Genomic DNA, 25,891 nt, shown 5'->3' with positions numbered 1-25,891 from the left:
AACGGTGGCTGGGTTAGAGATAGCGCCATCATTATCCTCTACGGTATAAGTAAAGCGATCGCTATTGGTAGATGAACCGTCATGGCTATAGGTGATGGTTCCGTTAGGGTTAACGGTGATATTACCGTAATCTGGTAAATCAACTACGGTGACGGTATCTGGGATTAAAACACCATCGGGGTCGCTATCGTTATTGAGGACATCAATGGTAACGGTGTTTCCGGTTTTGACGGTGGCGTTATCATCGTTAGCGGTGGGGGGTTGATTTTCCAGTTGTTCATCTTCTGGAATAACAGGCGGTTCATCTTCGGGAATCACAACCTGACCATCTTCTGGAATAATAGGAGCGGCCGTATTGAAGAAGTAATCGACCTGGCTGGTAAACGTAGGAGATGATGAACTTCCGGCATTTCCCGCAAATAACCCTACCTGTTGCACTTGTAAGGCTTGGGTAAAACTCCCGGCGGTCGTCCAAGTTGAACCATCTGGGGAATAGTTGAGAGTCCAGACATCCCCAGTGCGGTTAACTTTCAGGTGTCGCGCTTGTCCGGGTTCTACCCCCATACGAATCATTGACCGGGAACCACCGTTACGGGTTGAAGCTGCAAATAAGGCTAAACCTGAATTAGTCTTAAAGACATCAAACCTGACCCAGTTATTATCATCTTGCTCTACCAAAATCCCCTGTATTTGCTTATCTAAGGCGGGGTCGGCGGCAAATTTGATTTCTAACTCAAAATCTTCATTTTGAGCCGGCTGCATGAGTCTGGCGGCGCTACGGTTGCTATTCCACATATCAGTAGCACCAGGGACTGATAGTTCTACATAAGCATCTGGTGTACCTGTTCCGGTGAGTAGGTAGGAACTGTTATTGTTGGGACTGATAAAATTCCAGCGGGGGTCTAGGCTATTGCTGTTGAAGTCGTCGGACTCAAAGGCTAAGTCTAACTCGGAAACGGTCAGGAAGACGGTGGCTGGGTTAGAGATAGCGCCATCATTATCCTCTACGGTATAAGTAAAGCGATCGCTATTGGTAGATGAACCGTCATGGCTATAGGTGATGGTTCCGTTAGGGTTAACGGTGATATTACCGTAGTTGGGAGAGTCAACTACGGTGACGGTATCTGGGACTAAAACACCATCGGGGTCGCTATCGTTATTGAGGACGTTAATGGTAACAGTGTTTCCAGTGCGGACGGTAGCGTTATCATCGTTAGCGGTGGGGGGTTGATTTTCTTGGATAGTCAGGGAGACGGTGGCTGGGTTAGAGATAGCGCCATCATTATCCTCTACGGTATAAGTAAAGCTATCCGTACTGGTAGATGAACCGTCATGGCTATAGGTGATAGTTCCGTTAGGGTTAACGGTGATAGTACCGTAATCTGGTAAATCAACTACGGTGACGGTATCTGGGATTAAAACACCATCCGGGTCGCTATCGTTATTGAGGACATCAATGGTAACGGTGTTTCCAGTGCGGACGGTAGCGTTATCATCGTTAGCGGTGGGGGGTTGATTTTCTTGGATAGCCAGGAAGACGGTGGCTGAGTTGGAGATAGCGCCATCATCATCCTCTACGGTATAAGTAAAGCGATCGCTATTGGTAGATGAACCGTCATGGCTATAGGTGATAGTTCCGTTAGGGTTAACGGTGATAGTACCGTAATCTGGTAAATCAACTACGGTGACGGTATCTGGGATTAAAACACCATCCGGGTCGCTATCGTTATTGAGGACATCAATGGTAACGGTGTTTCCAGTGCGGACGGTAGCGTTATCATCGTTAGCGGTGGGGGGTTGATTTTCTTGGATAGCCAGGAAGACGGTGGCTGGGTTAGAGATAGCGCCATCATTATCCTCTACGGTATAGGTAAAGCTATCCGTACTGGTAGATGAACCGTCATGGCTATAGGTGATAGTTCCGTTAGGGTTAACCGTGATAGTACCGTAGTCTGGAGAGTTAACTACGGTGACGGTATCTGGGATTAAAACACCATCCGGGTCGCTATCATTGCTTAACACATCAATGACAACAGATTGGCTTGGCTGTACTCTGGCTGTATCATCATTGGCTATGGGTGGCTGATTTCCTAGGGAGACATCTTCCGGGACAATGGGAGCCGCCATATTGAAAAAGTAATCGACCTGGGTGGTAAACATTGCTGGTGAATTTCCAGCATGACCCGCAAACAACCCCACTTCTTGGACTTGTAAATCACGGATAAAACTGCCAACTGTGTTCCAATTGATACCATCTCCAGAAGATTTGAGAGTCCATAAGTTTCCTTGTCGATTTACATTCAAATATCGAGCTTGTCCAGCAGCCACGGAACCAGAAACCATCACACGGGAACTACCATTAGTCGTAGAAGCAGCGAATACTGATAAACCTGACCCGGTTTGAGATACATTAAACCTTAACCAGTTCCGCTCATCTTGCTCTACCAAAATTCCTTGCATTTGCTTGGATACAGTGGGGTCGGAAGCGAATTTAATTTCTAATTCAAAATCTTCGTTGGCGGCGGGTTGCATGAGTCGCGCCGTGGTCCGATTTTGATTCCATAGATCAGTTTGAGCGGGAACAGAAAGTTCTAAATAAGCATCACTTGTTCCGGTTCCAGTTAAAGCATAGGAGGAATTGGCTAGGGGTTTAATAAAATTCCATTCTGGCTTGAGGGTGCTGCTATTAAAATCATCGGAGTTGAAGGCTAAATCTAATTCCGAAATACCCAGAAATACAGTGGCTTCATTGGAGGTAGCGCCATGATTATCTTCGACGGTATAAGTAAAGCGATCGCCACTGGTATAGGAACCATTATGATTGTAAGTAACTACCCCATTTTGAATACTAACAGTGCCGTGATTTGGTTCAGTAACGATAGTTACAGTATTCGGCATCAAGCTACCGTCAATATCTTCATCATTACTGAGAACTCTAATATTAACACTATTTCCTTGGCTAACTCTAGTGTGATCATTATTGGCGATCGGTGCAAGGTTAGGTCGCTCTTCTCCATAGGGAACAACTGTAACATCACCAAAAGTGGCATCATAATAGTGAGCAACTAGCAGCAATGAACCATGAGATAAGGCTCTGATGTCTGATGATGATTTAAAGGATTTACGATCCCATTCGGCGGGTTCTGGCTCGTTTTCTTCCCAAACTTTAAAGCTATAAATACTACCATCATCCACAGTTTCCGATCGCATCTTGAAATTGTAGGTATTCCCCGCTTCCAGCGTGATATTTCTGCCACTATTAAAGAACGTTGTTCCTTCTAAAGACAAGCCACTGCTCATGTGATAAAAACCAATTTCCCCATGGGTGCGCCACTGAACATAAGGCTGAGTCCCACCATCAGGTTGATGTCCTTTCCATCGCATTAACAGACCGATTATCCCATTAGTATTAGTTTCATGAATCGTAATGGGAACAGTGGCTTCGTAGTCATCCCATCCAATGTCACCAATAGCAATTAAGCGGTCATAACCTGTTTCAGCCGTGCGGACTCCATCATCTGTTAAAGTCCACAGACCATCTACTACTTGTGCTACATCGTTAATTTGATCAACTTCACTCCAGTCAATGGAATAAGTTTTCGGCCAAGCATTTCCTAATTCATGTTTAATAGTGACAGATTCGGTAGCAATATGACCCAGTGTATCAACTGCTGTAATAACAACTATATCATCCTGATCAGATGCGGGGTTGAGATCTGTGTAAGCAATTTCAACGTTAAAGTCGCCATTTCTTGATAAACGAGGATTCCTGGGTTGACCATGAACATTAAGACGAAGAGGAATTTCTGGTCCTCCATTGAGTGAGTAGCTTAGAGAAGATATACCGTCTGGGTCGAAAGCGTAACCAAGGATATTGACCCAAACTAGAGGCTTACCAATATGACCAAAACTCTGTTCTGAACCATACCAGATATCAAGAACGGTGGGATTTGGGTCTGCTGATGGTTCTTGAATGGTGATGCTAACATTGGCTAGGTTGGAGATAGCGCCATCATCATCCTCTACCGTATAAGTAAAGCTATCCGTACCGGTAGATGAACCGTCATGGCTATAGGTGATAGTTCCGTTAGGGTTAACGGTGATAGTACCGTAATCTGGTAAATCAACCACCGTCACCGTATCCGGGACTAAAACACCATCCGGGTCGCTATCATTACTAAGGACGTTAATGGTAACAGTGTTTCCGGTGCGGACGGTAGCGTTATCATCATTGGCTATGGGTGGCTGATTTTCCTCGATAGTCAGGAAAACGGTGGCTTCGTTAGAGGTAGCGCCATCATCATCCTCTACCGTATAAGTAAAGCGATCGCTATTGGTAGATGAACCGTCATGGCTATAGGTGATAGTTCCGTTAGGGTTAACCGTGATAGTACCGTAATCTGGTAAATCAACTACCGCGACGGTATCCGGGACTAAAACACCATCCGGGTCGCTATCATTACTAAGGACGTTAATGGTAACAGTGTTTCCGGTGCGGACGGTAGCGTTATCATCATTGGCTATGGGTGGCTGATTTTCCTCGATAGTCAGGAAAACGGTGGCTTCGTTAGAGGTAGCGCCATCATCATCCTCTACGGTATAAGTAAAGCTATCCGTACCGGTAGATGAACCGTCATGGCTATAGGTTATAGTTCCGTTAGGGTTAACGGTGATATTACCGTAATCTGGAGAGTCAACTACCGCGACGGTATCTGGGATTAAAACACCATCGGGGTCGCTATCATTATTGAGGACGTTAATGGTAACAGTGTTTCCAGTGCGGACGGTAGCGTTATCATCATTGGCTATGGGTGGCTGATTTTCCTCGATAGTCAGGAAAACGGTAGCTTCGTTAGAGGTAGCGCCATCATCATCCTCTACCGTATAAGTAAAGCGATCCGTACCGGTAGATGAACCGTCATGGCTATAGGTGATAGTTCCGTTAGGGTTAACCGTGATAGTACCGTAATCTGGAGAGTCAACTACCGCGACGGTATCCGGGACTAAAACACCATCGGGGTCGCTATCATTATTGAGGACGTTAATGGTAACAGTGTTTCCAGTGCGGACGGTAGCGTTATCATCATTGGCTATGGGTGGCTGATTTTCAATTGGTTCTGGAGTAACAACCTGACCATCTTCTGGAATAATAGGAGAGGCTGTATTAAAAAAGTAATCGACCTGGGAGGTAAACTGAGGAGATGATGAACTGTCAGCATTAGCCGCAAATAACCCCACCTGTTGGACTTGTAAGGCTTGCGTAAAACTCCCAGCCGTAGTCCAACTCACACCATCAGCGGAATAGTTGAGAGTCCAGACATCCCCAGTGCGGTTAACCTTCAGGTGTCGCGCTTGTCCGGGTTGTACCCCCATACGAATCATCGACCGGGAACCACCGTTACGGGTTGAACCCGCAAATAAGGCTAAATCTGAATTAATTTTAAAGACATCAAACCTGAGCCAGTTATTATTATCTTGCTCTACCAAAATCCCCTGCATTTGCTTATTTAAGGCGGGGTCGGCGGCAAATTTGATTTCTAACTCAAAATCTTCATTTTGAGCCGGCTGCATGAGTCTGGCGGCGCTACGGTTGCTATTCCACATATCAGTAGCACCAGGGACTGATAGTTCTACATAAGCATCTGGTGTACCTGTTCCGGTGAGTAGGTAGGAACTGTTATTGTTGGGAGTGATAAAATTCCACCAGGCGTTGAGGCTGTTGGTGTTGAAGTCGTCCGACTCAAAGGCTAAGGTGTGGCTGTAGGTTGCCATTGTGACTGGGGAAAATATGGAATTGGTATCGATAGGGTTTCCTATGTTGATCTGAAAATCCCAGTCTCCCCCCAATTGGTGATTACCTGTGGGGGTAGTTGAGGCGGTAATATTGGCTCTTGTAAGTTGATGCAGTTGTTTAAGGAAGGTTTCCCCCTTAGGTCCGGCGGCGACTTGGCAACCATAGAGGATAATAGAGCTATCGTGCAGTTTATCGTTTAAGGTTCCTAGGTGTTGGCTGTAGTGGGGGAGGGTTTCTGAGGTTAGTTCCACATTCCCCAATTTCAGACAACCTGGTGAGCCATGGCAGATTATATGAATTTGTGCGATCGTATTATATTGGTGTAAAGTCTCCGCTATCTGTAGGACACCATCTCTGTTGGGGGACAAAATTATGACATCTGCCACCGCGCGAAGGCCACTAATCAACTCCCGATAATCTTTAACCCCGGAGTCAATTATTACTACCTGTTGACCAGTTTTAAGCGTTTCGGATACTCTGAACGCCGAGAATAGCCATTCCAAGGGGAAGGACTTTGAGTTAATATCGGTGGCTGTGGGGTTAATCATGGGTGAGTTGCTAGGAACCTAAAAAGCTGATGGCAAGCTGCCTGAACAATAGCTAAAGCCCCAGTCTCAACTGACTGATGGGCTTAATTTTTTAAATTTTGTCATATATCCGTGAAAATACGGAGTAGTTTACAGAATCTTTACTTAAAAGTTTAAATAAGGGTGCTGATTGTAAAGCTAGGGTGAAATGTAACCAGACCTTCTGGCTTGACCCCGGAGAGTAAGTTAGCCAAGAGGTTACTGTAGCCTAGTATGATACATCAGTAGTTAGTCAGACAGTCTGAGCGACCACCGTACTGGTATAAGTAGAGTTGAGGAGACTTTACATAACATTTATTATTGCTATAGTTAGGGTAAAGTCCATATAATGGGTGGCTATCATCTGGGGTATCATGGTACTGGTCTATTTTGGTCATTAAAAATATCCAAGGCACTGGGAGTCAAATATAGCGACAATGCAGAATTTTATAAATCGGTTTTTTTTCATTCTTCCGGCTTCCCCAAAACAGTTAGTAATTTTAGTAATTTTATTTGTAGTCATGTCAGTGCTGGAAGCATTTGGGATTGGCATGATAGGACCTTTTTTGAATTTAGCTAGTCATCCCAATTTAGTCAATGAAAGTGAATTTGTAGCCTCTATATATGCTGGCTTAAATTTAACAGAAGCATCCCACGGTATAGCATTATTGGGATTGTTTATTATTGCTTTATTTGCTATTAAATCTTTCTTAAACTGGCAGATTAAAACCTATGTATTTGGGTTTTGTCTGAAAGTTCGTGGGAAATTGTGTGAAAAATTAATCCAAGAATATCTGTCTGTTCCTTATACTTTCCATTTGTCGAAGGATAGTGCTGCGGTCATTCAATGTATAATTATTTATACCCAGGCTTTTGCACTAGATATTCTTATGCCTATACTCAATTCGGCTGCCAATTTAATGATTATTATAGCTTTGAGTGGATTGCTATTGATGACCAGTCAATTGGTGGTAATTGTTTTAATATTTCTGTTTTTACCTTTAATTTTAATCCTGAATGCTTTTAAAGATAAAATTAAATACTGGGGTAAGCGTGTTAGTTATGCTGATGAATCGATAATTCGTATTGTTAATCATAGTTTAGGGGGGATTAAAGAAACTAAGGTAATTGGCTGTTCTGGCTTTTTTGAAGAACAACTGAGTGAGCAATCACGGGAATATATAGAGGCGGGAACTTTCTTACTTTCTTTTCAAGTTGTCCCCAGAATATTAGTTGAGGCAATTCTCATTTTATTTTTAGTGGGAATCACATCAACTATGATTCTACTGGGACAAGATATTGATGGATTTATTCCGGCATTAAGTATATTCGCTTTGTCATCAATTCGTTTACTACCAGCTATTTCTAATTTGAGTAAAGATGTGAGTAAATTGCGGAGTATGACCTATGTATTAGAAAGATTAAGTCATGATTTACGAGAAATTGAAACTCTCAAAAACAGCGAAGTTTCAAATCGCACCGTAGTTACAAAAATCAGTCAATTAGCTGACCATAAATTCAAGAATAAAGATTTTGGTCAGATTATTTTTGACGGTGTAACTTATCAATATCCTGGTTCTGAATCGCCAGCCATTTCCGACGTTTCTTTGTCGATTAGGAAGGGAGAATCGATTGCTTTTATTGGTCAGTCTGGAGCCGGAAAGACTACGTTAGTTGATATCATGCTGGGGTTATTAATACCCCAAGGTGGTGATATTAAAATTGATGATATTTCTATTTATAATAATTTGCGATCGTGGCAAAATATGATTGGCTATATTCCCCAGTCTATTTTTTTAATGGCAGATACAATAGAGAGAAATATTGCTTTCGGGGTGGCTGATGATTTAATTGATCATAAACGTCTACAACAGGCTTTAGAAATGGCTCAACTTATGGATTTGGTCAAAGAACTTCCCGATGGAATAAATACCATGGTCGGGGAAAGAGGAGTGCGCCTTTCTGGGGGTCAACGCCAACGGATTGGTATTGCTCGCGCTCTTTACCATGAACGGGATATTCTGGTGTTAGATGAGGCGACTTCGGCGTTAGATAATGAGACGGAAAGTTTGGTCACTGAGTCTATTAAATCTCTGAGTGGAATTAAAACTATGATTATGATTGCTCATCGTTTGACGACTATACAACATTGCGATCGCCTTTATGTCATGGAAAAAGGCCGCATTGTTAGGTCGGGGACTTATAACGAAATTGTCCTAGGAAATATTCAATCATAACCCATGGAAATACACAGATGAAACCAGTAATTCTCAGTTCAACTGATGTCGAAGGCGGTGCGGCTAGAGCCGCGTATAGAGTACATCGAGGTTTAATTTCTATGGGGGTTGAATCTCGAATGTTGGTGCGGGGAAAATTTAGTGGCGATCGCACTGTTATAGCCGAAAAAAGTATCATCACTAAACTAGGTCCTGGTGCTAATAGTATCCCCCTGAGACGCTACCCAAAACGCGATCGCCTGCTTTTTTCTCCTCAATGGTTCCCCGATGTCATAGCTAGTAGAGTAACTAAAATTAACCCAGATGTGGTAAATTTACACTGGGTTTGTAATGGCTTTATCCAGATTGAAACTTTGGCTAAATTGAATAAACCCTTAGTGTGGACTCTTCAAGATATGTGGCCTTTAACTGGGGGTTGTCATTACAGCGAGGGATGCGATCGCTACCAAAATTCCTGCGGTCAATGTCCGCAACTTAAAAGTGGTCGCGATCGGGATTTATCTCGACAGGTTTGGAAACGGAAATTTAAAGCCTGGAAAAATCTCAACTTAACTATTGTAACTCCTAGTAGTTGGATGGCGGATTGTGTGCGTTCAAGTTCCTTATTTGGACAGCGGCGAGTAGAGGTGATTCCCTTCTGTCTGGATACCCAAATTTATCGACCTATAGAAACGAAAATCGCCCGACATTTACTGAATTTACCCCAGGACAAACAACTGGTTTTATTTGGGGCGATCGCTGCGACTGCTGACCCCAGAAAGGGTTTTAATTTGCTACTTCCGGCGCTGCAAAAGCTGAGTCAGTCAGGGTGGCAAAATCAGCTTGAATTAGTAGTTTTTGGATCTGCGGAACCGGAAAACCCAGTAGATTTAGGTTTTCCAGCTAATTATCTAGGCAGTTTCTCTGATGATATTGCTTTGGCTTTGGTCTATTCTGCCGCCGATGTGATGATTGTTCCATCCTTGCAAGAATCCTTCGGACAAACGGCCTCTGAAGCCTTAGCCTGTGGTACTCCGGTGGTGGCTTTTAATGCTACTGGACTCAAGGATATTGTTGATCACCAAGTTAATGGTTATCTGGTCAAACCCTATGAAATTGATGATTTAAGCGAGGGGATTAAATGGGTATTAAATGATAGCGATCGCCTGCAAAAACTCAAAGAAAAAGCCAGAGAAAAAGCTATACAAGTATTTCCCCTAGGAAGACAAGCCCAGCAATATTTATCACTATTCCATCAGATTATCACCTAACCTAATTGTAGGATGAATTACCACTAATAATTAGGATCAATTGCGGCAATCAAGTCCTAAAATTTTCAGATATTCTTGGGTTGCCATTTTCTGGCTAAACTGTTCTAGCCATAGGGTGTTTACAGTCGGAGTGTTACCTTCAATGGTGGCTAAAATCGCCTCTGCCATTGCTGTAGTATCGCCCACCGGAACTAGGGAACCATATCGACCCTCTGCTAAAATTTCTGCGGCCCCACTTTTACAATTAGTGGAAATTACCGGAGTGCCAACCGCCATAGCTTCAATTAAAACTGTTGGTAAACCTTCCCAGCGAGAAGATAACACAAATACTGCAGCATTTGCCATATAAGGATAGGGATTATCAGCATATCCTAATAGGGCGGCATCATCTCCTAAACCATGATCTTGGATGAGATTTTCGAGGCGATCGCCATCAGGTCCCCAACCTAAAATTCCTAGGCGCACTTGTCGCACTTGTCGCACTTTAGCAAAGGCTTTAATTAAGGTGGGAAAATCTTTTTGTGCTTCCAGTTTTCCGACTCCTAAAATTACTGGAGGTTCCCCCGGTTGAAACCAAGGATGATCTAAAGTTTCTCCAGCTTTTTGCCATAGTTCCGGCGTGATAACTGGGTTATAAATATATTGAATGCGATCGCTATTTAAACCCGTACTTTTAGCTAAGTTCTCAGCCGCCCCTTGAGAAACAGCTACAATTCCATCCGCCCATGGGTAGAAATAGCGAACAAACAAAGGCAGCAAAATTTTTCTAAGTTTAGTAGTATGTTGTATTGCCTCCGAAAAAGTATTATGTTCAGACACCACCACGCGGGTGGAAACTCCCCCTAGACGTTTTGCCCAAACCGCAATTTCATTAGCATAATGGAGGGCAGAAAGTAGGGACTTAGGCTGTGATTCCTGCAAATAATTTCTCAGGGCAAAAATAGTACCCCAAACCCCGGAAGCCCCCAAATCAACTATCCTTATTTCTGGTGGTACTTTTTCCAAGTGAGGCCCCCAGCCTTTACCCAAAACTAAGTCTACTTTCAAGCCTTCTGCAATCAAACCACGACCCAGATTTAGCATAACCCTCTCCGCACCACCTCCGCCGATATAACGAAGGAAAAGTGCCACATCGGGCTGAACTACAGCCATAGTTAATAATTCCCAACAATGCTTTAATTATTCTATAATAATTAATATTGATTTGATTGTTAAATATTTATGATTAGCTTTAATTATTAAAAAAGCAACTATATATTAGTTATTGATAACTATCAACAGATGACTTCCGATGAAAACCGTGCCATAATCTACATCAAATTTTATGATAACCGCGCCTAGTATCACCCCGACAATAAGTAGAATTTATGCCTAGTTTGAGTATAAACTAGGCTAAGATAAACATCTAAATTTCAGAAATTTATTTAATGTTTATCGTATTTTACCCAATTCGTATCACCTCAATTTTACCTATTAGTTATGACTGCTAAAACTAACACCAATACAACTCAGGTTTCTACTCCCAAAACTGATGCTAGAGATAGTCGCACCTGGGAGCAAATTCGAGAACATTATGAAATTGAACAAGAACTAGCCCGCCAGTTAATGAATTCTACCAGAGAGGAACGCATGGGTGGGCATTTATACACTCAGGTATATAATCAACTCTTCCAAAAAGTCCCGCATCATCCTCAACTTACCCGAAAATCTAGCCCCGAAATTCAAACTTGGATTGTTAACCAGCGTCTGCAATTATTAGCCCGTTTTCTTAACCCAGAAATCACCTATTTAGAAATAGGTCCTGGTGATTGTAGTTTATCCATAGAAGTCGCTCAACGAGTCAAACGAGTTTACGCAGTTGATGTATCAACTGAAATTACTAAACTACCGAATATTCCCGATAATATGGAAATTTTTATTTCCGATGGTTGTAATATTCCCGTCCCTAAAAATACAGTTAATTTAGCCTATAGTCATCAATTAATGGAGCATTTACATCCTGATGATGCCCTAGAACAGCTTGAAAATATCTACAATACTTTAGCTGCAAATGGTAAGTATATTTGTATCACACCTAATTGGTATTCAGGTCCCCATGATGTTTCTCGCCACTTTGATCAGCAAGCTACTGGCTTTCATTTAAAAGAATATAAACTCAGTGAAATGTATGATATTTTTAAGAAAGTAGGTTTTTCTAAGATAATTTGGGTGAAGTCTAACGGCAAAATTTACTTAGAAATTCCCATCAATAGTATATCAATTAATGTGATTAAGTTGGTAGAATATTTATTAAACATTTTTCCTTATAAATTGAGACAAAAATTAGCCAACACCCCCCTGTTATTTAGAGGTATGACTATCATCGGATATAGATAAATTTAGGGGGATAAAATAACCGTGAAAAATTACCCACAAAAATTGATGCTGTTTGACCTTTCGATTCGAGGTCATCATCCCAGTTATATTCGTCATTTAATTGAATATTGGCAAATCCATAAAATCCCCAAAAATCTGGAAATTGTGGTGTCTTGCCGATTTCTGGATGAACATCAGGATGTAGTTGAATTGAGTCAAGGTGATCATCATCAAGACATCCATTTTGTGCCAATTACCCAAGCCGAAGAAGAACATCTTAACTCCCGAAAATCTAAGTTAAAAAGACTAAGTCGCAATTTTAAAGAGTGGGAAATTTTCTGCAAGTATGCCACCAACTTGAGACCAGATCATTGTCTGATTATGTATTTTGATACCTGTCAAATTCCCCTAGCCTTTGGGGCAAAATCACCCTGCAAATTTTCGGGGATTTATTTTCGGCCGACCTTTCACTATCACCAATTAGATCATTACGATCGCACTTGGAAAAATTACCTGCAACAGTTACGCGAAAAAATAGCCCTAAAACGCATTTTGGCTAATCCTCAACTCCAAACAGTTTTTTGCCTTGATCCTTTCGCCGTCCCCCAACTTAATCAGTTTCCTAAGTTTCCGAGTCAACCTAAAGCTGTCTACCTTCCTGATCCGGTCAAATTGGATAATTTCAAACCAATTATAATAGATGATTGGCGCAAGAGTCTCCAAATTGATTCTCAGCGGCGAGTATTTTTATTATTTGGTGCTTTAACAGCACGTAAAGGCATCTATCAGCTACTGGATAGCATTGCTAGTTTACCAGCAGATTTGTGTCAAAAACTGTGTATTCTCCTGGTAGGAGAGTCTAGCATTGCTAATTCCCTAGACAGCCAAATTAGCGAAATTTGTCAAACTAAGCCAATTCAAATTATTAGATATTATCAATTTGTGCCGGAGTCAGAAGTTATGGCTTATTTTCAAATTGCCGATGTAGTTTTAGCACCGTATCAGCGCCATGTGGGGATGAGTGGTATTCTCTTATTGGCGGCGGCAGCTAACAAACCTGTACTATGTTCTAATTATGGATTAATGGGAGAAATGGTGCGACGGTATCATCTGGGATTAACTGTTGATTCTAGCCAACCCCAAGAAATTGCTAAGGGATTAATTAAGTTTTTAGAAATTTCTAATCCCCTGGAATTTGGCGATCCGCTGCCAATGCAAAATTGGGTTAAACAAAACTCAGCATCCGAGTTTTCCCGGATTATTTTTGAAAAAGTATAGTTAATATTTCGCCACCTGAACGCTGAGGTTAAACAGATGTCTGCCATCCTGATTTTACTTACACTTATATTTCTGTTTCTGATATTCCGTCAAACCGGACAAGGTTGGCGGAGTGGGATTTTATCAACTGGACTAACCTGGGGAACTTTAGTAGTATTAATTACAGAAGTACTTGGTTTGTTTGGTTCGCTAAAATTTACGCCATTATTTATGGTATTGATTATAGTTAATCTTATCTTAGGTTTTACCGTTATTAAAATTCTGATTAAAGGTCAAATTAGGTGGGTTAATTGGCAATTTTATGATATTTCAGTGTTTATCAAATTGGCGATCGCCAGCGTCACAGTTATTATACTCATAATTGGTCTAACTGCCGCGATCGCCCCTCCTAATAACTGGGACTCTATGACCTATCACATGAGTCGAGTAGTTCACTGGATGCAAAATGGTAGCGTTAATCACTATCCCACCTCAATTACTAGGCAAATATCCCTTGGTCCTTGGTCGGGTTTTGCTGTCACAAATCTGCAAATTCTTAGTGGTGGCGATCGCCTAGCTAATTTCGTTCAATGGGCTAGTATGGTAGGGAGTATTGTCGGAATATCGTTAGTTGCTAAACAACTAGGTGGGGGACTGCGATCACAAGTATTTTCCGCCGTTTTTTGTGCCACAATTCCCATGGGTATTTTACAAGCATCTAGCACTCAAACCGACTATGTTGGTGCATTTTGGATGGTCACTTTTGTCTATTATACACTCCTTTCTATTCAAGATAAAAAACGAGTTTCCTATCCCTTAGCCATTGGTGCAAGTTTAGGTTTAGCCGTATTAACTAAAGGAACTGCCTATTTTTATCTTTTTCCCTTCGGATTATGGTTTGGCTTAGTTAGTATCCAGCAATGTGGCTGGAAAGTATCGCGACATTTTATCGTTATTGGTGTCATCGCTTTAGCCATGAATTTAGGTCATTTTCAGCGAAATTATGAGGTATTTGGTTCAATTTTGGGAACCTCTGGAGACTACAAACTAGAAATTTTTAGCATACCCATTTTAATTTCTAATACCATCCGAAATATAGCCCTACACTTCAGCACTTTTTCTCGAGATATTAATCTACTGTTAATTAAGATTATTGCAGCCGTTCACAAATTTATTGGAGTTGATATTAACGACCCAAGAACCACTTTCCCCCCGGGTCAAAACTTTGATGTTCATACATTAATAAATCATGAAGATTTAGCAGGCAATACTATTCATATAGTATTATTTATGTGCTTATCTATTTTATTTATCATAAAATCCCATAAATTTACCAAACCACATCGCTACTATTTAGCCATTTATATGCTGTCGATTATAGTGAGCTTCTTGTTGTTCTGTAGCTTGATTGCTTGGTCCCCTTGGCGCAGTCGTCTACATTTACCCATCTTCGTTTTATCCTCAGCATTTATAGGAGTGATGATGGATAAATTACTCCAACCTAAAATAGCCAATTCAGTAGCAATAATTATGATTATTGCTTCCGGGTTTTTTCTGATGTTTAATGAATCAAGGCCTCTAATTTTTAACAGTAAAATTTTTTTAGAAAATCAGGTAAATAATCTTTGGAATCTTAGCCGTCAAGACCAATATTTTATTAATATCCCAGAACTGCAAGCACCCTATAGTCAATCAGTAGATTTTGTCCTAACTGAAAACTGTACAGATGTCGGATTGATTATTGGAGGTGACACCTGGGAATATCCTTTTTGGGTACTGTTTAAGCAAAAAAGCGATCGCCCTATCACCCTTAGACATATTATGATAGATAATGAATCTGCCATCAAAGCCAATATCTCCCCCCATCAAGACTTTTCTCCCTGCGCTATTATCGCCAGTGGTGTAGCAGAAATGAACAACCCTGAAATCATTATTGACCAACAAGTTTATCAACCCCAATGGTCAAAAGAGATGGTCACAGTTTTTCTTAAACAAAATTAATCAACATTCAATAACCATAAACTTATGACCAAGGTAATTATTCAAATCCCCTGTTTTAACGAAGCACCAACTCTCGGACTTACCCTATCAGAACTTCCTCGCCAAATTCCCGGCATTGATTGTGTAGAATGGCTAATTATTAATGATGGTAGTGTTGATAATACTGTAGAAGTTGCTAAAGCCTGTGGTGTTGATTATGTGGTAAATTTTGACCATAATCAAGGTTTGGCTAAAGCATTTATGGCAGGAATTGAAGCATCATTAAAAGCCGGAGCCGATATTATTGTTAACACCGATGCCGATAACCAATACTGCGCCCAAGATATACCGAAACTCATCGAACCAATTTTATTAGGTTATGCCGAAGTAGTCATCGGAGCCAGACCAATTCAGAATATTCAACACTTTTCTCCTACTAAAAAGTTCCTGCAAAAACTCGGTAGTCGTGTTGTGCGACTTGCCAGTAGCACTAAGATCGCCGATGCTCCCAGTGGTTTTAGAGCTTTTAGTCGCCAAGCAGCCATGCAGCTTAATGTTTTTAATGAATATACTTATACCTTAGAAACCATTATTCAAGCAGGTCAAAAAGGTATCGCTATTACATCCGTACCTATCCGTACTAATTCCTATTTACGACCTTCCCGATTAGTTAAAAGTATTCCTTCCTATATCCAGCGGTCAATTTTTACCATTTTTAGAATTTTCATGACCTATAGACCGCTGCGATTATTCACTTTTCTAGGAAGTTTTCCCCTGAGTTTAGGACTGATATTATGTATCCGTTGGTTAGTGCTATTTGTGGGAGAACCTACCCGCGCTCGCGCTCCTAGTTTAATTTTAGCAGCTATCCTAATTTTAATTGGTTTTCAGTTGTGGATGTTCGGTTTAATTGCTGATTTAATGGCAGTCAATCGAAAAATGCTAGAAGACATTCAACTGCGCCTGCGTAGGATGGAATATGACCATCACAAAGACAACTAAATTTTAGCCAGAGGATTCTTATCTATGAAGCGATTTATTTCCATTACAGTTAGCATGATTATCCTGTCAATTATTTATTCTAAAATTGACCTGCAAGCATTAGCAGATATCTTTCTCAATTCCCATCGTTTTTGGATGCCTGTAAGTTTAGCTATGGTAATTCCTATTACTTTATTTACCGCTTGGCGACTACAACAACTTATGCCCAAAAGCACCTATCTCGGATTTTGGGAAGCTAATCGCCTGATTCTAGCTGCTAGTGTTTTAAATATGGTTTTACCCTCAAAAATGGGAGATATTGCTAAAGCGTATTTTATGCGAGAACGGGGACATTTAAGCGGTTCTCTTTCCCTTTCATTGGTGGTATTTGAGAAATCATGTGATTTACTATCTTTATTGTTATGGTGTGTATTCGGTCTATTTTTATACCCTCGAAAAGATGTGATTTTTCTGACAATGACTTTGGGTGTAACCACGGGTTTAATTATCGGAATTTTGATTTTGAGTTCTCGGAATTTTGCAGATTTTTTGTTTTTCATTTTAGAGAAAATTACTCCGAAAACTATCGGAAAAAAAATCGCAAAGTTGCAGGAATCTTGGACAGCAATGCACGAACATTTTTGGAGTGATAAGCGCCAGCTTCTCAAAATTAGTGCTACTTCAATTTTTATTTGGTTTTTGCATTTACTACAAATTTGGTTTTTTATCCTTGCACTTAATGCCTGGGTTCCTTTTATTACGAATCTTGCTCTCTCTCCCTTAGCTATTTTAGCTGGATTAATGCCTTTAACTTTTGCGGGGGTGGGTACGAGGGATGCAGCCTTAGTGATTTTCTATGAACCTTATTTTAATGCTACAGTGGCAGCAGGGTTAGGGTTATTATGCACTGCTCGCTACTTTCTCCCGGCTGTAGGAGGCTTGCCATTTTTAAGCCAATATTTAACTACAGTCAGAAATCTGAAACAATCTGATATATAGAAAATCGAAAAATCATGAAAAATCTCCGTGTGGCTTGGTTACTTACTTCGGCTTTTTACTACTGGCAACCTTCCCTAAGTTGCTATAGTAAACAATTCCCGGATACTACGGTTTTCACCAGTCGCTGGCATGGTTTCGCACCGGGACTAGAGGATAGTTTTCGAGTGGAAATTTTAGGCGATCGCCAAATTATTTCTCTGAGAAAATCTACCAATAGCTATGGGGATAACTTTACCTATCTTCCCCTAAATATTGTCAAGCGATTACTCAAGTTTAAACCAGATTTAATTTTTTCTAACTCCTTTGGCGTGTGGACAATTTTAGCAATTGTATTTAAACCTATAGGAGGTTGGCGAGTTGTCATCGCCTACGAAGGAAGTTCTCCCGGTGTAGACTATCGTAACTCCCCCCTACGTCTAGCTATTAGACGAGTTATGGTGAAAGCGGCTGATGCTTGTATTACCAACTCTCACGGTGGCAAAAACTATCTAATAGAGGTTCTAAATGCCCAAGAAAATCAAGTTTTTGTTCATCCCTATGAGGTACCTTGGGTGCAGTCTTTGGGTACTCCTAATCGGGATTTTAAATCCACATCTTCTCAACAGCTAACCTTTTTATTTGTGGGGGGAATTATTCCTCGCAAAGGCCTGAGCTATCTTTTAGAAGCCTGTGCTATACTACAACAACAGGGAGAAACCAATTATCAGTTATGGGTGGTGGGTGATGGCCATCAACGACCGGAGCTAGAAACTTTTTGTCAACAAAATCAACTCACCAATTATGTGCGTTGGTTCGGTCGGGTAGAATACCATCAATTAGCCACTTATTTCACCCAAGCTGATGTTTTTGTATTACCAACTTTGGAGGATACTTGGGGAATGGTAGTATTAGAGGCAATGGTTTTGGGGCGACCTGTTTTGTGTTCTGAATTGGCGGGAGCATCTGAATTAATTACTGATGGAGAAAACGGTTATTGTTTTCATCCCCAACAGCCGGAATATTTAGCAGAATTGATGGCCAGGTTTATTCAAAATCCCGAATTAGCTAAGTTAATGGGAATGCGATCGCAAAAACTAATGGATAATTACACCCCAGAAGCCGCAGCTAATTTTCTCAATCAGGTTACATCTTTTATATTTCCGAATTACTAGAGCAAAGGAGGAGGCGTGGAACCTTTAAATATTCTAATTTCAGCCTACGCCTGTCGTCCTGGAGAAGGTTCAGAACCAGGCGTGGGTTGGAATACCATTCAGGAAGTAGCAAAATATCATAATGTTTGGGTTCTCACCCGACAAAATAACCGCCCAACCATTGAAGCCGAACTCAAGCAAAACCCCATAATTAAACTACAGGTAATTTACTGCGAACCTCCCTCCTGGGTGCGACCACTAAATCTCAAACAAAGGGTAGTTTACCTGCACTATTATTTATGGCAAATAGCAGCTTATTTTGTTGCCAAACAACTCCAGGAAACCATCAATTTTGATGTAGTGCATCATGTCACCTATGTTCGCCACTCAACCCCCAGTTTTTTAGCACTTCTTCCTATACCTTTTTTATGGGGATCTGTAGGCGGTGGAGAATCGGCTCCAAAAGCCTTCTGGCTAGACTTCGGTTGGCGGGGGATTATGTATGAAATAATGCGAGATATAGCCCGGAATTTAGGAGAATTAGACCCCTTCGTTAAACTCACCGCGCAACGCAGTGTTTTAGCCAGGGGAACCACAGCAGAAACCACCCAGAGACTCAGAAAATTAGGGGCGAAAAATGTAGAGGTTTTATCTCAATTAGGATTATCTGATTTAGAAATAACTCAACTCAGCCAGTTGGCTGACTCTCAACCTCAAGGGGTTAAATTTATCAGTATCGGTCGTCTGTTACACTGGAAAGGGTTTCATCTCGGACTCAAAGCCTTCGCCGAAGCGAAATTGCCTCCAGATGCCGAATATTGGATCGTCGGAGATGGGGCACAAAGGAGTAGATTAGAGACTTTAGCTAAACAGTTAAAAATTGACGATCAAGTGATATTTCACAATCAATTATCTCGACCAGAAACGTTGACAAAACTATCAGAATGTGTATCATTAGTTCATCCTAGCCTACATGAATCAGGGGGGTTAGTTTGTTTGGAGGCAATGGCAGCAGGTCGCCCGGTTATTTGTTTAAATTTAGGGGGACCAGCATTAATTGTTTCTGAGGATGCCGGCTTTAAAGTTGAGCCAAATAACCCCGATCAAGTTATCAATGATTTAGCTAATGCCATGACTATTGTAGCTAATGATAAGCATCTGTGGAAACAAAAAAGCGATCGCTCTCGCGCCAGAGTTAAAAACTTGTATAGTTGGCAAAAAAAAGGGCAAGAACTAGCTAACTTATATGCAACAATCCACAATTCTAATAATTCGGTATAATTACAGTGAATATCATTATTTTTAATAGTCTACTGCTTCCTCCCTCCCAAACCTTTATCCGAGATCCCGCCGAAAAAATTGAGAAATTTACCCCTTATTATGTAGGTTGTCGGCGGGTTAAGGGGTTAGATTTACCTGAAAAACGTACTTTAGTTATTAATCAAGGAAGACCTATAGATAAAGTAGCAGAACAGCTTTTTAAAATAACTGGATTTGCGCCGGAAATTTATGGAAAAGTCCAAAAATTAAATCCGCTGCTGATTCATGCTCAATTTGGCTTGAGTGGGGCGCTAGTGTTGCCTTGGGTGGTGCGGCTAAAAATTCCGCTTATCGTCCATTATAGGGGCGCTGATGCCACGGTAAAGGAACAATCATCTCGCTATAGCTCCCTCAACCATTGGGTTTATTTTCAGCGCCTAGCAACCTTGAAACAACAGACCACATTATTTTTAACTGTTTCTAAGTTTATTGAAAAAAAACTGCTAGAACAGGGATTTCCACCCGATAAAATTAAGACCCATTATCATGGTGTTGATGTTCATCAATTTACGCCTGATTTGGCTATTCAACGGGAGCCAATTGTTTTATTTGTAGGTCGGCTAACCGAAAAAAAAGGCTGTGAATATTTAATTCAAGCTATGGCTAAAATACAATCCCAACAACCTGCTCTCAAATTAGTGATCATCGGTGATGGCCCCCTACGAACCGCCCTCGAAACCTCCGCCGCCAATACCCTCAAAAATTATCAATTTTTGGGTGTACAATCTCCAGAAATAGTCAAAAATTGGATGAACCGCGCCCAAATTATGGCGACTCCCAGCATCACCGGAACCCAGGGAGACTCAGAGGGTTTACCGAATGTGGTTTTAGAAGCACAGGCGATGGGTCTCCCTGTGGTCAGCACCTACCACGCAGGTATCCCAGAAGCGGTGATTGATGGAGAAACTGGCTTTCTTTGTCCAGAAAGAGATATAGATGGTTTAGCTAACTCAATACAGCAATTATTAACTAATTTGGAAATGTGGCAAAAATTTAGTCAACAAGGGCGAAAATATATGCAGTCCAATTTTAATCGCGATCGCCAAACGCGAAGATTAGAAGAAATTTATACAACCGTTTTAGCGCCGCCTGAATTAGGGAAAGGAACATAGCCAGCATAATGAGAAAGTTTACGGTATAATGACTATAACAATTTACTGAGGTACTAACTCAATCTCAATGCGTATTTTGTCTATTCATAACAATTATCAAATTCGAGGCGGGGAAGACGAATCAACCCAAGCCGAAGCTAATTTGCTCAAAGCAAATGGTAATCAAGTTGATATTTATCAAGATAGCAATGAGCGAGTTGCCAGCCTTAATCGAGTACATTTAGCTTCTACAACCATTTGGTCTACAGAAGCCTACAAAATAGTTAAACAAAAGTTGCGAACCCACCCCACAGATATTGTTCATGTTCAAAACTTTTTCCCCTTAATCTCTCCATCAGTATATTATGCGGCTAAATCTGAGGGAGTCCCAGTAGTTCAAACCCTCCGAAATTACCGATTAATTTGCCCTAATGGATTGTTTTTTCGCTCCGATCGCATTTGTGAAGACTGTCTAGGTAAATTTGTACCCTATCCCGGAGTTATTCACGCCTGTTATCGAGAAAATCGAGCCGCCAGTGCCATAACTGCAACCATGTTAACCCTACACCGTATGGCTCGCACTTGGGTAAATCAGGTAGATATATTTATTACCCTCAGCCAATTTGCTCGCCAGAAATTTATTGAAGCCGGGTGGTCAGAAGACCGAATAATAGTTAAACCTAACTTTGTCTATCCCGATCCAGGAGTCGGCAGCGGGGAAGGGGGATATGCGCTATTTGTAGGTAGATTATCTGTAGAAAAAGGCTTAGATGTGCTGATTGATGCTTGGCAAAATCTCCGTCAACCAGTACCCTTAAAAATTGTGGGGGATGGTCCTTTAGTCCCCCGTGTCCAAGCCGCTGCTGAGAAATTACCTCACATTCAATGGTTAGGACGTAGACCCCTCCCAGAAGTGTATAAATTGATGGGAGAAGCCATGGTTTTAATTTTCCCTTCTAAATGGTATGAAACCTTTGGTAGAGTCGCTGTAGAAGCCTTTGCTAAGGGTACTCCTGTAATTGCTTCTAACTTAGGTGCGATCGCCGAATTAGTCGAACATGGTCGCACGGGACTGCAATTTAAACCCAGCGATCCCATCAGTCTTGCCGAACAAGTTGAATCCCTAATTTCCCATCCTGAAAAACTCCCTCAAATGCGCCGAGAAGCCAGGGCAGAATTTGAAGCCAAATATACAGCACAACAAAATTATGAGCAACTGAAATCAATTTACCAGTTAGTTTTGAGTAAACCCTAGTAGATTACATGATTAATGGAAACATACCCCAATCAATCAAGATTAATTAAACCTAAAAAGGGATATATTAAACTCTCGACACTGACTCTATTTGCCTTCATTTGCGCATTTTTTTCCCGCGTACTTCAGCTTTTAAAATTTCCCTCGATTGTTAACTTAGTGCATCTGGCAATAGTTCCCTGGCTGTTTGCTTTTGCTCTGTGGAAAACCAAGATCAAAGACCGACAACAAATTACCATCATTAAAGAAATGGTAGTGGCTCTATTTATTTTTCTGATTATTTCCGTAGCCAGTGCCTTATTAAATGCCGCTGGTTTAATTAATATTGCCGTTAATTTCTTGTTGTTATGTGAACATTTTTTATTTATTGTTATTATTCTGACTGTCCCGATTACTTTGGACAAGTTAAACCAATTGCGTGGCTATATTGTTTTTGCATCCTTCACTAATCTAGCATTTGCCTATGTGCAACAGTATGTTCTGCATCTCCATCTACGCCAGGGATTAGAAGACAATATAAAAGGTGTTTTTATTGCTCAAGGTGCGGGTCATGTCATCGGTGCTTCTGTATCATTAACCTTTGGTATTTACTATTTTTTGGCAGCTAAAAATCTGCCTATATGGTTGCGGGCTGCCGTGGTATTAGCAACTTTTTGGCACATGGTTATTTCTGATGCTAAACAGGTAATTTTAGTGTTTGGTATTGCTGGGGGATTTCTGCTATTAACTAAATTTAAAAATATGGCTGATGCTATTAAATTTGTAATTATTTTTGGGATATTATCTTATGTGTTTTGGTGGGCGATTCATAATGTACCTGAGATGAGTGCTTTTCAAACTTGGATGCGGCCGGAAATTTATGGGCCGGAAGGAGAAGCTACTTTACTGAAATCTGCTACTTTTCGCATTGTTCCGGCTTTCTATGAGTCTCCCCTTCATCCTTTGCTAGGCTTAGGTCCTGGTCACACTGTAGGAAGACTAGGAGGCTGGATGCTACGGGAATATGCGTTTATTTTAAGACCCCTTGGGGCTACTTCCCACCCCGCTACTAATACCATTTGGCAAGCGGTAGGAGCTAGTTGGTTAGGAGATCAATCGAGTATGTTTTCTCCCCTGTTTGGTTGGGCGGGAATTTGGGGAGATGTCGGATTTTTGGGACTGGCATCATTTTTGTATATTTGGTTTGTGGTTTGGCGTAGACTCTGTTTTGATGATATTTCTAAGTTTCTGGTTTTATGTCCCTTGTCTTTTGGGTTGATTTTTACTCAGATGGAGGAACCAGGTTATATGATTTATCTGGCTTGTATTGTGGTTTTGCGATGGCAAGAATATCACTTTAGTCGTCAATCTACTGAGATTCCTCAACCGCCACGATTAACTATTAAGACTCTTCTGAGACCTCAAGTTTTACTCCGCGCTTTATTGCTAATAGGATAGTGGGGTAATTATTACGGGATTATGATTAACTTAACTTTGAGATAATCTGGGGACTGATTGACCGCCTAGCAGTTGATGGGTTTCTCGCAATAATTGGGGGATTTTATCGGCGTGGGGACTATTTTTTAAACAGTCACTTAAATCTACTTGGTCAATAGTGGCGGCGTTTTGTCCGGGGAACCAATGACCACCATTTCCCAGTAAGTTATAGCGCATTTTACCATATTCGGTCATATCGTATGCGATCGCTAAATTTCTTAACCAGAGAATGATGGGAATATTAATATTATTGGGTGTATCTTCTGGGTTAGGTAAACCCTGATTCCATGTCTTGAACCAATCTTCCCCTAGGGCTTCTATAGCGGTTTTCTCTAGCTTTTCTAAAATGGGGGGTAAGATTTCATCCCAACGGTCTAGGAGGTCCATAGCCTGTAAATGTTCATCAAAATCTGTAGGTTTCGATGCGCCTAAACTGAGGGTATGAACTTGGGGATGAGATAAACAAAATAAGTTGTTAAATACAATGGGACTAATGGGAGAACATAGGTCTACTAACTTTTGAGGCGGATCATATAATTTCCCCCCTTTATCAGAAGGACTGATGATAAACACTCCCATATCATGACGGTTGGCGGCTTCAATGGCGCGCCAATTTAGTTGATTGATATAATACCAGTGTAGGTTAACATAGTCGAATTTATCAGTAGCGATCGCATTAACAATAACATCCGTTGGCGCGTGGGTGGAAAAGCCAATAAATCTGACTTTTCCTTCTTTTTGTAATTCTTGAGCGACTTCTAAACAGCCACCGGGTCGAATCGAATATTCTAACAGTTCCGGGGTATTAATCCCATGCAGACCCAATAAATCCACATAGTCTAACTGTAAATATTTCAGAGATTTGTCAAAGTCACGGCGAAACTCAGCCGGGTCTGGTTTTGGGGAAACTTTGGTTTGAATAATTAGCCTTTCGCGGGGTAGTTTTGGTAAAATCCAACCCAGTTGCATCTCCGATGTACCATAACCCCTAGCGGTTTCAATATGGTTAATTCCCGACTCTAGGGAACGGCGAATTACCGCTTCTAAATTCCGCTGACTTTCGGGGGGTATTTTTTCAGGAGAGGCATCTTGCCACTGATATTGATACCGCATTCCACCACAGGATAATACAGGCATCGGCAGTTCAGTTCGTCCAAACCTTCTATAGTGCATCATCAGCTATTTATATGGCAACAATTAGGGGAAACAGAAACCAGTGTTTGGGTTTCTATCCCCCAGTTTTTTTTGAGGATTAGGAAATCTCGCGGACAACAGGTTGACCGTCTTTGATTTCTCCCACTAGGATAACATCAGCCACACCCACAAACAAACCATTTTCTAAAACCCCAGGAATATTGTTGAGGGTTTTTTCTAATTCGGCGGGATTATCGATCGCATCAAATTTGACATCAATCACCATATTTCCCTGGTCTGTAATCACAGGTCCAGCTTTTTTGACTCCCATTCTCAGGGTAGGTTTACCCCCAAGTTTGGTAATGGCAGCCATTACCGGAGTCATCGCCATTGGCATAACTTCCACGGGTAATAAAAATGTAGAACCCAGACGATCTACGATTTTAGAACCATCTACAACTACAATAAACTGATCTGCTAAACAGTCTACAATTTTTTCGCGAGTGTGAGCGGCACCACCACCTTTGATTAAATTTTTGTGAGGATCAACCTCATCAGCACCATCAATGGCGATATCAATATGGTCAATTTCATCTAAAGTGGTGAGGGGAATGCCATATTCCTTGGCAAGTACAGAGGCTTGGAATGAGGTGGGAACGCCTTTAATATCTTTGATTTCCCCACTTTTGAGGCGTTCTCCTAAAAATTGAATTGTGTATGCTGTGGTTGACCCCGTTCCCAGTCCGACAATGGAACCGGACTTAACCCGGTCTGCTGCCGCTTTGCCAACCTGTTGCTTCATTAACTTAACGGGGTCTTGTTCTGGACTCATGCTAAATACTCCTAAAGGACAGTTTTGGATAACTGTAGTTTGATCAACAATTTTTACTTTATCGCGTTTTGTACCTTGGCAAACATCATATTTGAGTCAACACCAAAATTATCTGGGGTTGGATAAGTCGCCCTGGTGTTGTATTATATCATAGCAGAGCGGTGGTTTGAATAAGTGATAATTTGGGGTAACTGTTGGACGGTTGCCAATTCTACCTAATACGCTGACAGATTA

The 25,891-nt window shown here is 41.2% G+C and carries 16 protein-coding genes; 12 read left to right on the top strand and 4 right to left on the bottom strand.

Annotated elements, in window-relative coordinates:
* On the bottom strand, positions 1-6,342 hold a 6,342-nt coding region (locus P5683_RS01030), incomplete at its 3' end, for an Ig-like domain-containing protein (RefSeq protein WP_315669408.1).
* 455 nt (positions 6,343-6,797) lie between these two features.
* Here P5683_RS01030 and P5683_RS01025 point away from each other — a divergent pair.
* Together P5683_RS01025 and P5683_RS01020 are read left to right on the top strand one after the other, a co-directional pair.
* Positions 6,798-8,597, top strand: coding sequence for an ABC transporter ATP-binding protein (locus P5683_RS01025; protein WP_006621594.1), 1,800 nt, complete (start codon positions 6,798-6,800; stop codon positions 8,595-8,597).
* A 17-nt stretch (positions 8,598-8,614) separates the two neighbouring features.
* Entirely contained in the window at positions 8,615-9,847 is a 1,233-nt protein-coding gene (locus tag P5683_RS01020) for a glycosyltransferase family 4 protein (protein WP_006621595.1), read from the top strand.
* A gap of 36 nt (positions 9,848-9,883) precedes the next feature.
* Here P5683_RS01020 and P5683_RS01015 read toward each other — a convergent pair whose 3' ends face one another.
* Positions 9,884-10,999: a glycosyltransferase gene (locus P5683_RS01015; protein ID WP_315638809.1), complete on the bottom strand. Its 1,116-nt coding sequence runs from the start codon at positions 10,997-10,999 to the stop codon at positions 9,884-9,886.
* 327 nt (positions 11,000-11,326) lie between these two features.
* On the opposite strand from P5683_RS01015, the gene P5683_RS01010 reads away from it, so the two are divergent.
* The 10 genes from P5683_RS01010 (at position 11,327) to P5683_RS00965 (ending at position 23,652) form a co-directional block, all read left to right on the top strand.
* Positions 11,327-12,223, top strand: coding sequence for a bifunctional 2-polyprenyl-6-hydroxyphenol methylase/3-demethylubiquinol 3-O-methyltransferase UbiG (locus tag P5683_RS01010; protein WP_006621597.1), 897 nt, complete (start codon positions 11,327-11,329; stop codon positions 12,221-12,223).
* Positions 12,224-12,244: 21 nt separating this feature from the next.
* Positions 12,245-13,480, top strand: a complete 1,236-nt coding sequence (locus P5683_RS01005; RefSeq protein WP_231296435.1) for a glycosyltransferase family 4 protein — start codon at positions 12,245-12,247, stop codon at positions 13,478-13,480.
* A gap of 36 nt (positions 13,481-13,516) precedes the next feature.
* The gene (locus tag P5683_RS01000) at positions 13,517-15,460 is read left to right on the top strand and encodes a glycosyltransferase family 39 protein (RefSeq protein ID WP_315638810.1); all 1,944 of its coding nucleotides are present in this window, start codon (positions 13,517-13,519) and stop codon (positions 15,458-15,460) included.
* Between the two features lie 24 nt (positions 15,461-15,484).
* On the top strand, positions 15,485-16,441 hold the full coding sequence (locus tag P5683_RS00995; RefSeq protein WP_315638811.1) for a glycosyltransferase family 2 protein: 957 nt from the start codon (positions 15,485-15,487) through the stop codon (positions 16,439-16,441).
* A gap of 24 nt (positions 16,442-16,465) precedes the next feature.
* On the top strand, positions 16,466-17,419 hold the full coding sequence (locus tag P5683_RS00990) for a lysylphosphatidylglycerol synthase transmembrane domain-containing protein (protein WP_006667887.1): 954 nt from the start codon (positions 16,466-16,468) through the stop codon (positions 17,417-17,419).
* A gap of 14 nt (positions 17,420-17,433) precedes the next feature.
* On the top strand, positions 17,434-18,570 hold the full coding sequence (locus tag P5683_RS00985; RefSeq protein ID WP_315638812.1) for a glycosyltransferase family 4 protein: 1,137 nt from the start codon (positions 17,434-17,436) through the stop codon (positions 18,568-18,570).
* A gap of 15 nt (positions 18,571-18,585) precedes the next feature.
* On the top strand, positions 18,586-19,830 hold the full coding sequence (locus P5683_RS00980; RefSeq protein ID WP_315638813.1) for a glycosyltransferase: 1,245 nt from the start codon (positions 18,586-18,588) through the stop codon (positions 19,828-19,830).
* A gap of 5 nt (positions 19,831-19,835) precedes the next feature.
* Positions 19,836-20,981, top strand: coding sequence for a glycosyltransferase (locus P5683_RS00975; RefSeq protein WP_315638814.1), 1,146 nt, complete (start codon positions 19,836-19,838; stop codon positions 20,979-20,981).
* A 67-nt stretch (positions 20,982-21,048) separates the two neighbouring features.
* Positions 21,049-22,215 (top strand): glycosyltransferase family 4 protein, encoded by a 1,167-nt coding sequence (locus P5683_RS00970; protein ID WP_315644818.1) that lies wholly within the window; start codon positions 21,049-21,051, stop codon positions 22,213-22,215.
* A 15-nt stretch (positions 22,216-22,230) separates the two neighbouring features.
* Positions 22,231-23,652, top strand: coding sequence for a hypothetical protein (locus P5683_RS00965; protein ID WP_006621608.1), 1,422 nt, complete (start codon positions 22,231-22,233; stop codon positions 23,650-23,652).
* 30 nt (positions 23,653-23,682) lie between these two features.
* On the opposite strand, the gene P5683_RS00960 is transcribed toward P5683_RS00965, so the two are convergent.
* Positions 23,683-24,864 (bottom strand): aldo/keto reductase, encoded by a 1,182-nt coding sequence (locus P5683_RS00960; protein ID WP_315638846.1) that lies wholly within the window; start codon positions 24,862-24,864, stop codon positions 23,683-23,685.
* A 79-nt stretch (positions 24,865-24,943) separates the two neighbouring features.
* The gene (gene rpiA, locus P5683_RS00955; protein WP_006621611.1) at positions 24,944-25,657 is read right to left on the bottom strand and encodes a ribose-5-phosphate isomerase RpiA; all 714 of its coding nucleotides are present in this window, start codon (positions 25,655-25,657) and stop codon (positions 24,944-24,946) included.
* Positions 25,658-25,891: the final 234 nt, after the last annotated feature.

It is taken from the genome of Limnospira sp. PMC 1279.21, from assembly GCF_032349615.1.
GTDB lineage: Bacteria > Cyanobacteriota > Cyanobacteriia > Cyanobacteriales > Microcoleaceae > Limnospira > Limnospira fusiformis.
The sequence above is the reverse complement of the archived record's forward strand: the minus strand, read 5'-3'. Positions and strand labels throughout refer to the sequence as shown.

Bases quoted from the DNA above. Each gene is read 5' to 3' on its own strand.
- P5683_RS01025 (WP_006621594.1), top strand. From the start codon at position 6,798: ATGCAGAATTTTATAAATCGGTTTTTTTTCATTCTTCCGGCTTCCCCA.
- P5683_RS01020 (WP_006621595.1), top strand. From the start codon at position 8,615: ATGAAACCAGTAATTCTCAGTTCAACTGATGTCGAAGGCGGTGCGGCT.
- P5683_RS01015 (WP_315638809.1), bottom strand. From the start codon at position 10,999: ATGGCTGTAGTTCAGCCCGATGTGGCACTTTTCCTTCGTTATATCGGC.
- P5683_RS01010 (WP_006621597.1), top strand. From the start codon at position 11,327: ATGACTGCTAAAACTAACACCAATACAACTCAGGTTTCTACTCCCAAA.
- P5683_RS01000 (WP_315638810.1), top strand. From the start codon at position 13,517: ATGTCTGCCATCCTGATTTTACTTACACTTATATTTCTGTTTCTGATA.
- P5683_RS00995 (WP_315638811.1), top strand. From the start codon at position 15,485: ATGACCAAGGTAATTATTCAAATCCCCTGTTTTAACGAAGCACCAACT.
- P5683_RS00990 (WP_006667887.1), top strand. From the start codon at position 16,466: ATGAAGCGATTTATTTCCATTACAGTTAGCATGATTATCCTGTCAATT.
- P5683_RS00985 (WP_315638812.1), top strand. From the start codon at position 17,434: ATGAAAAATCTCCGTGTGGCTTGGTTACTTACTTCGGCTTTTTACTAC.
- P5683_RS00970 (WP_315644818.1), top strand. From the start codon at position 21,049: ATGCGTATTTTGTCTATTCATAACAATTATCAAATTCGAGGCGGGGAA.
- P5683_RS00965 (WP_006621608.1), top strand. From the start codon at position 22,231: ATGGAAACATACCCCAATCAATCAAGATTAATTAAACCTAAAAAGGGA.
- P5683_RS00960 (WP_315638846.1), bottom strand. From the start codon at position 24,864: ATGCACTATAGAAGGTTTGGACGAACTGAACTGCCGATGCCTGTATTA.
- rpiA (WP_006621611.1), bottom strand. From the start codon at position 25,657: ATGAGTCCAGAACAAGACCCCGTTAAGTTAATGAAGCAACAGGTTGGC.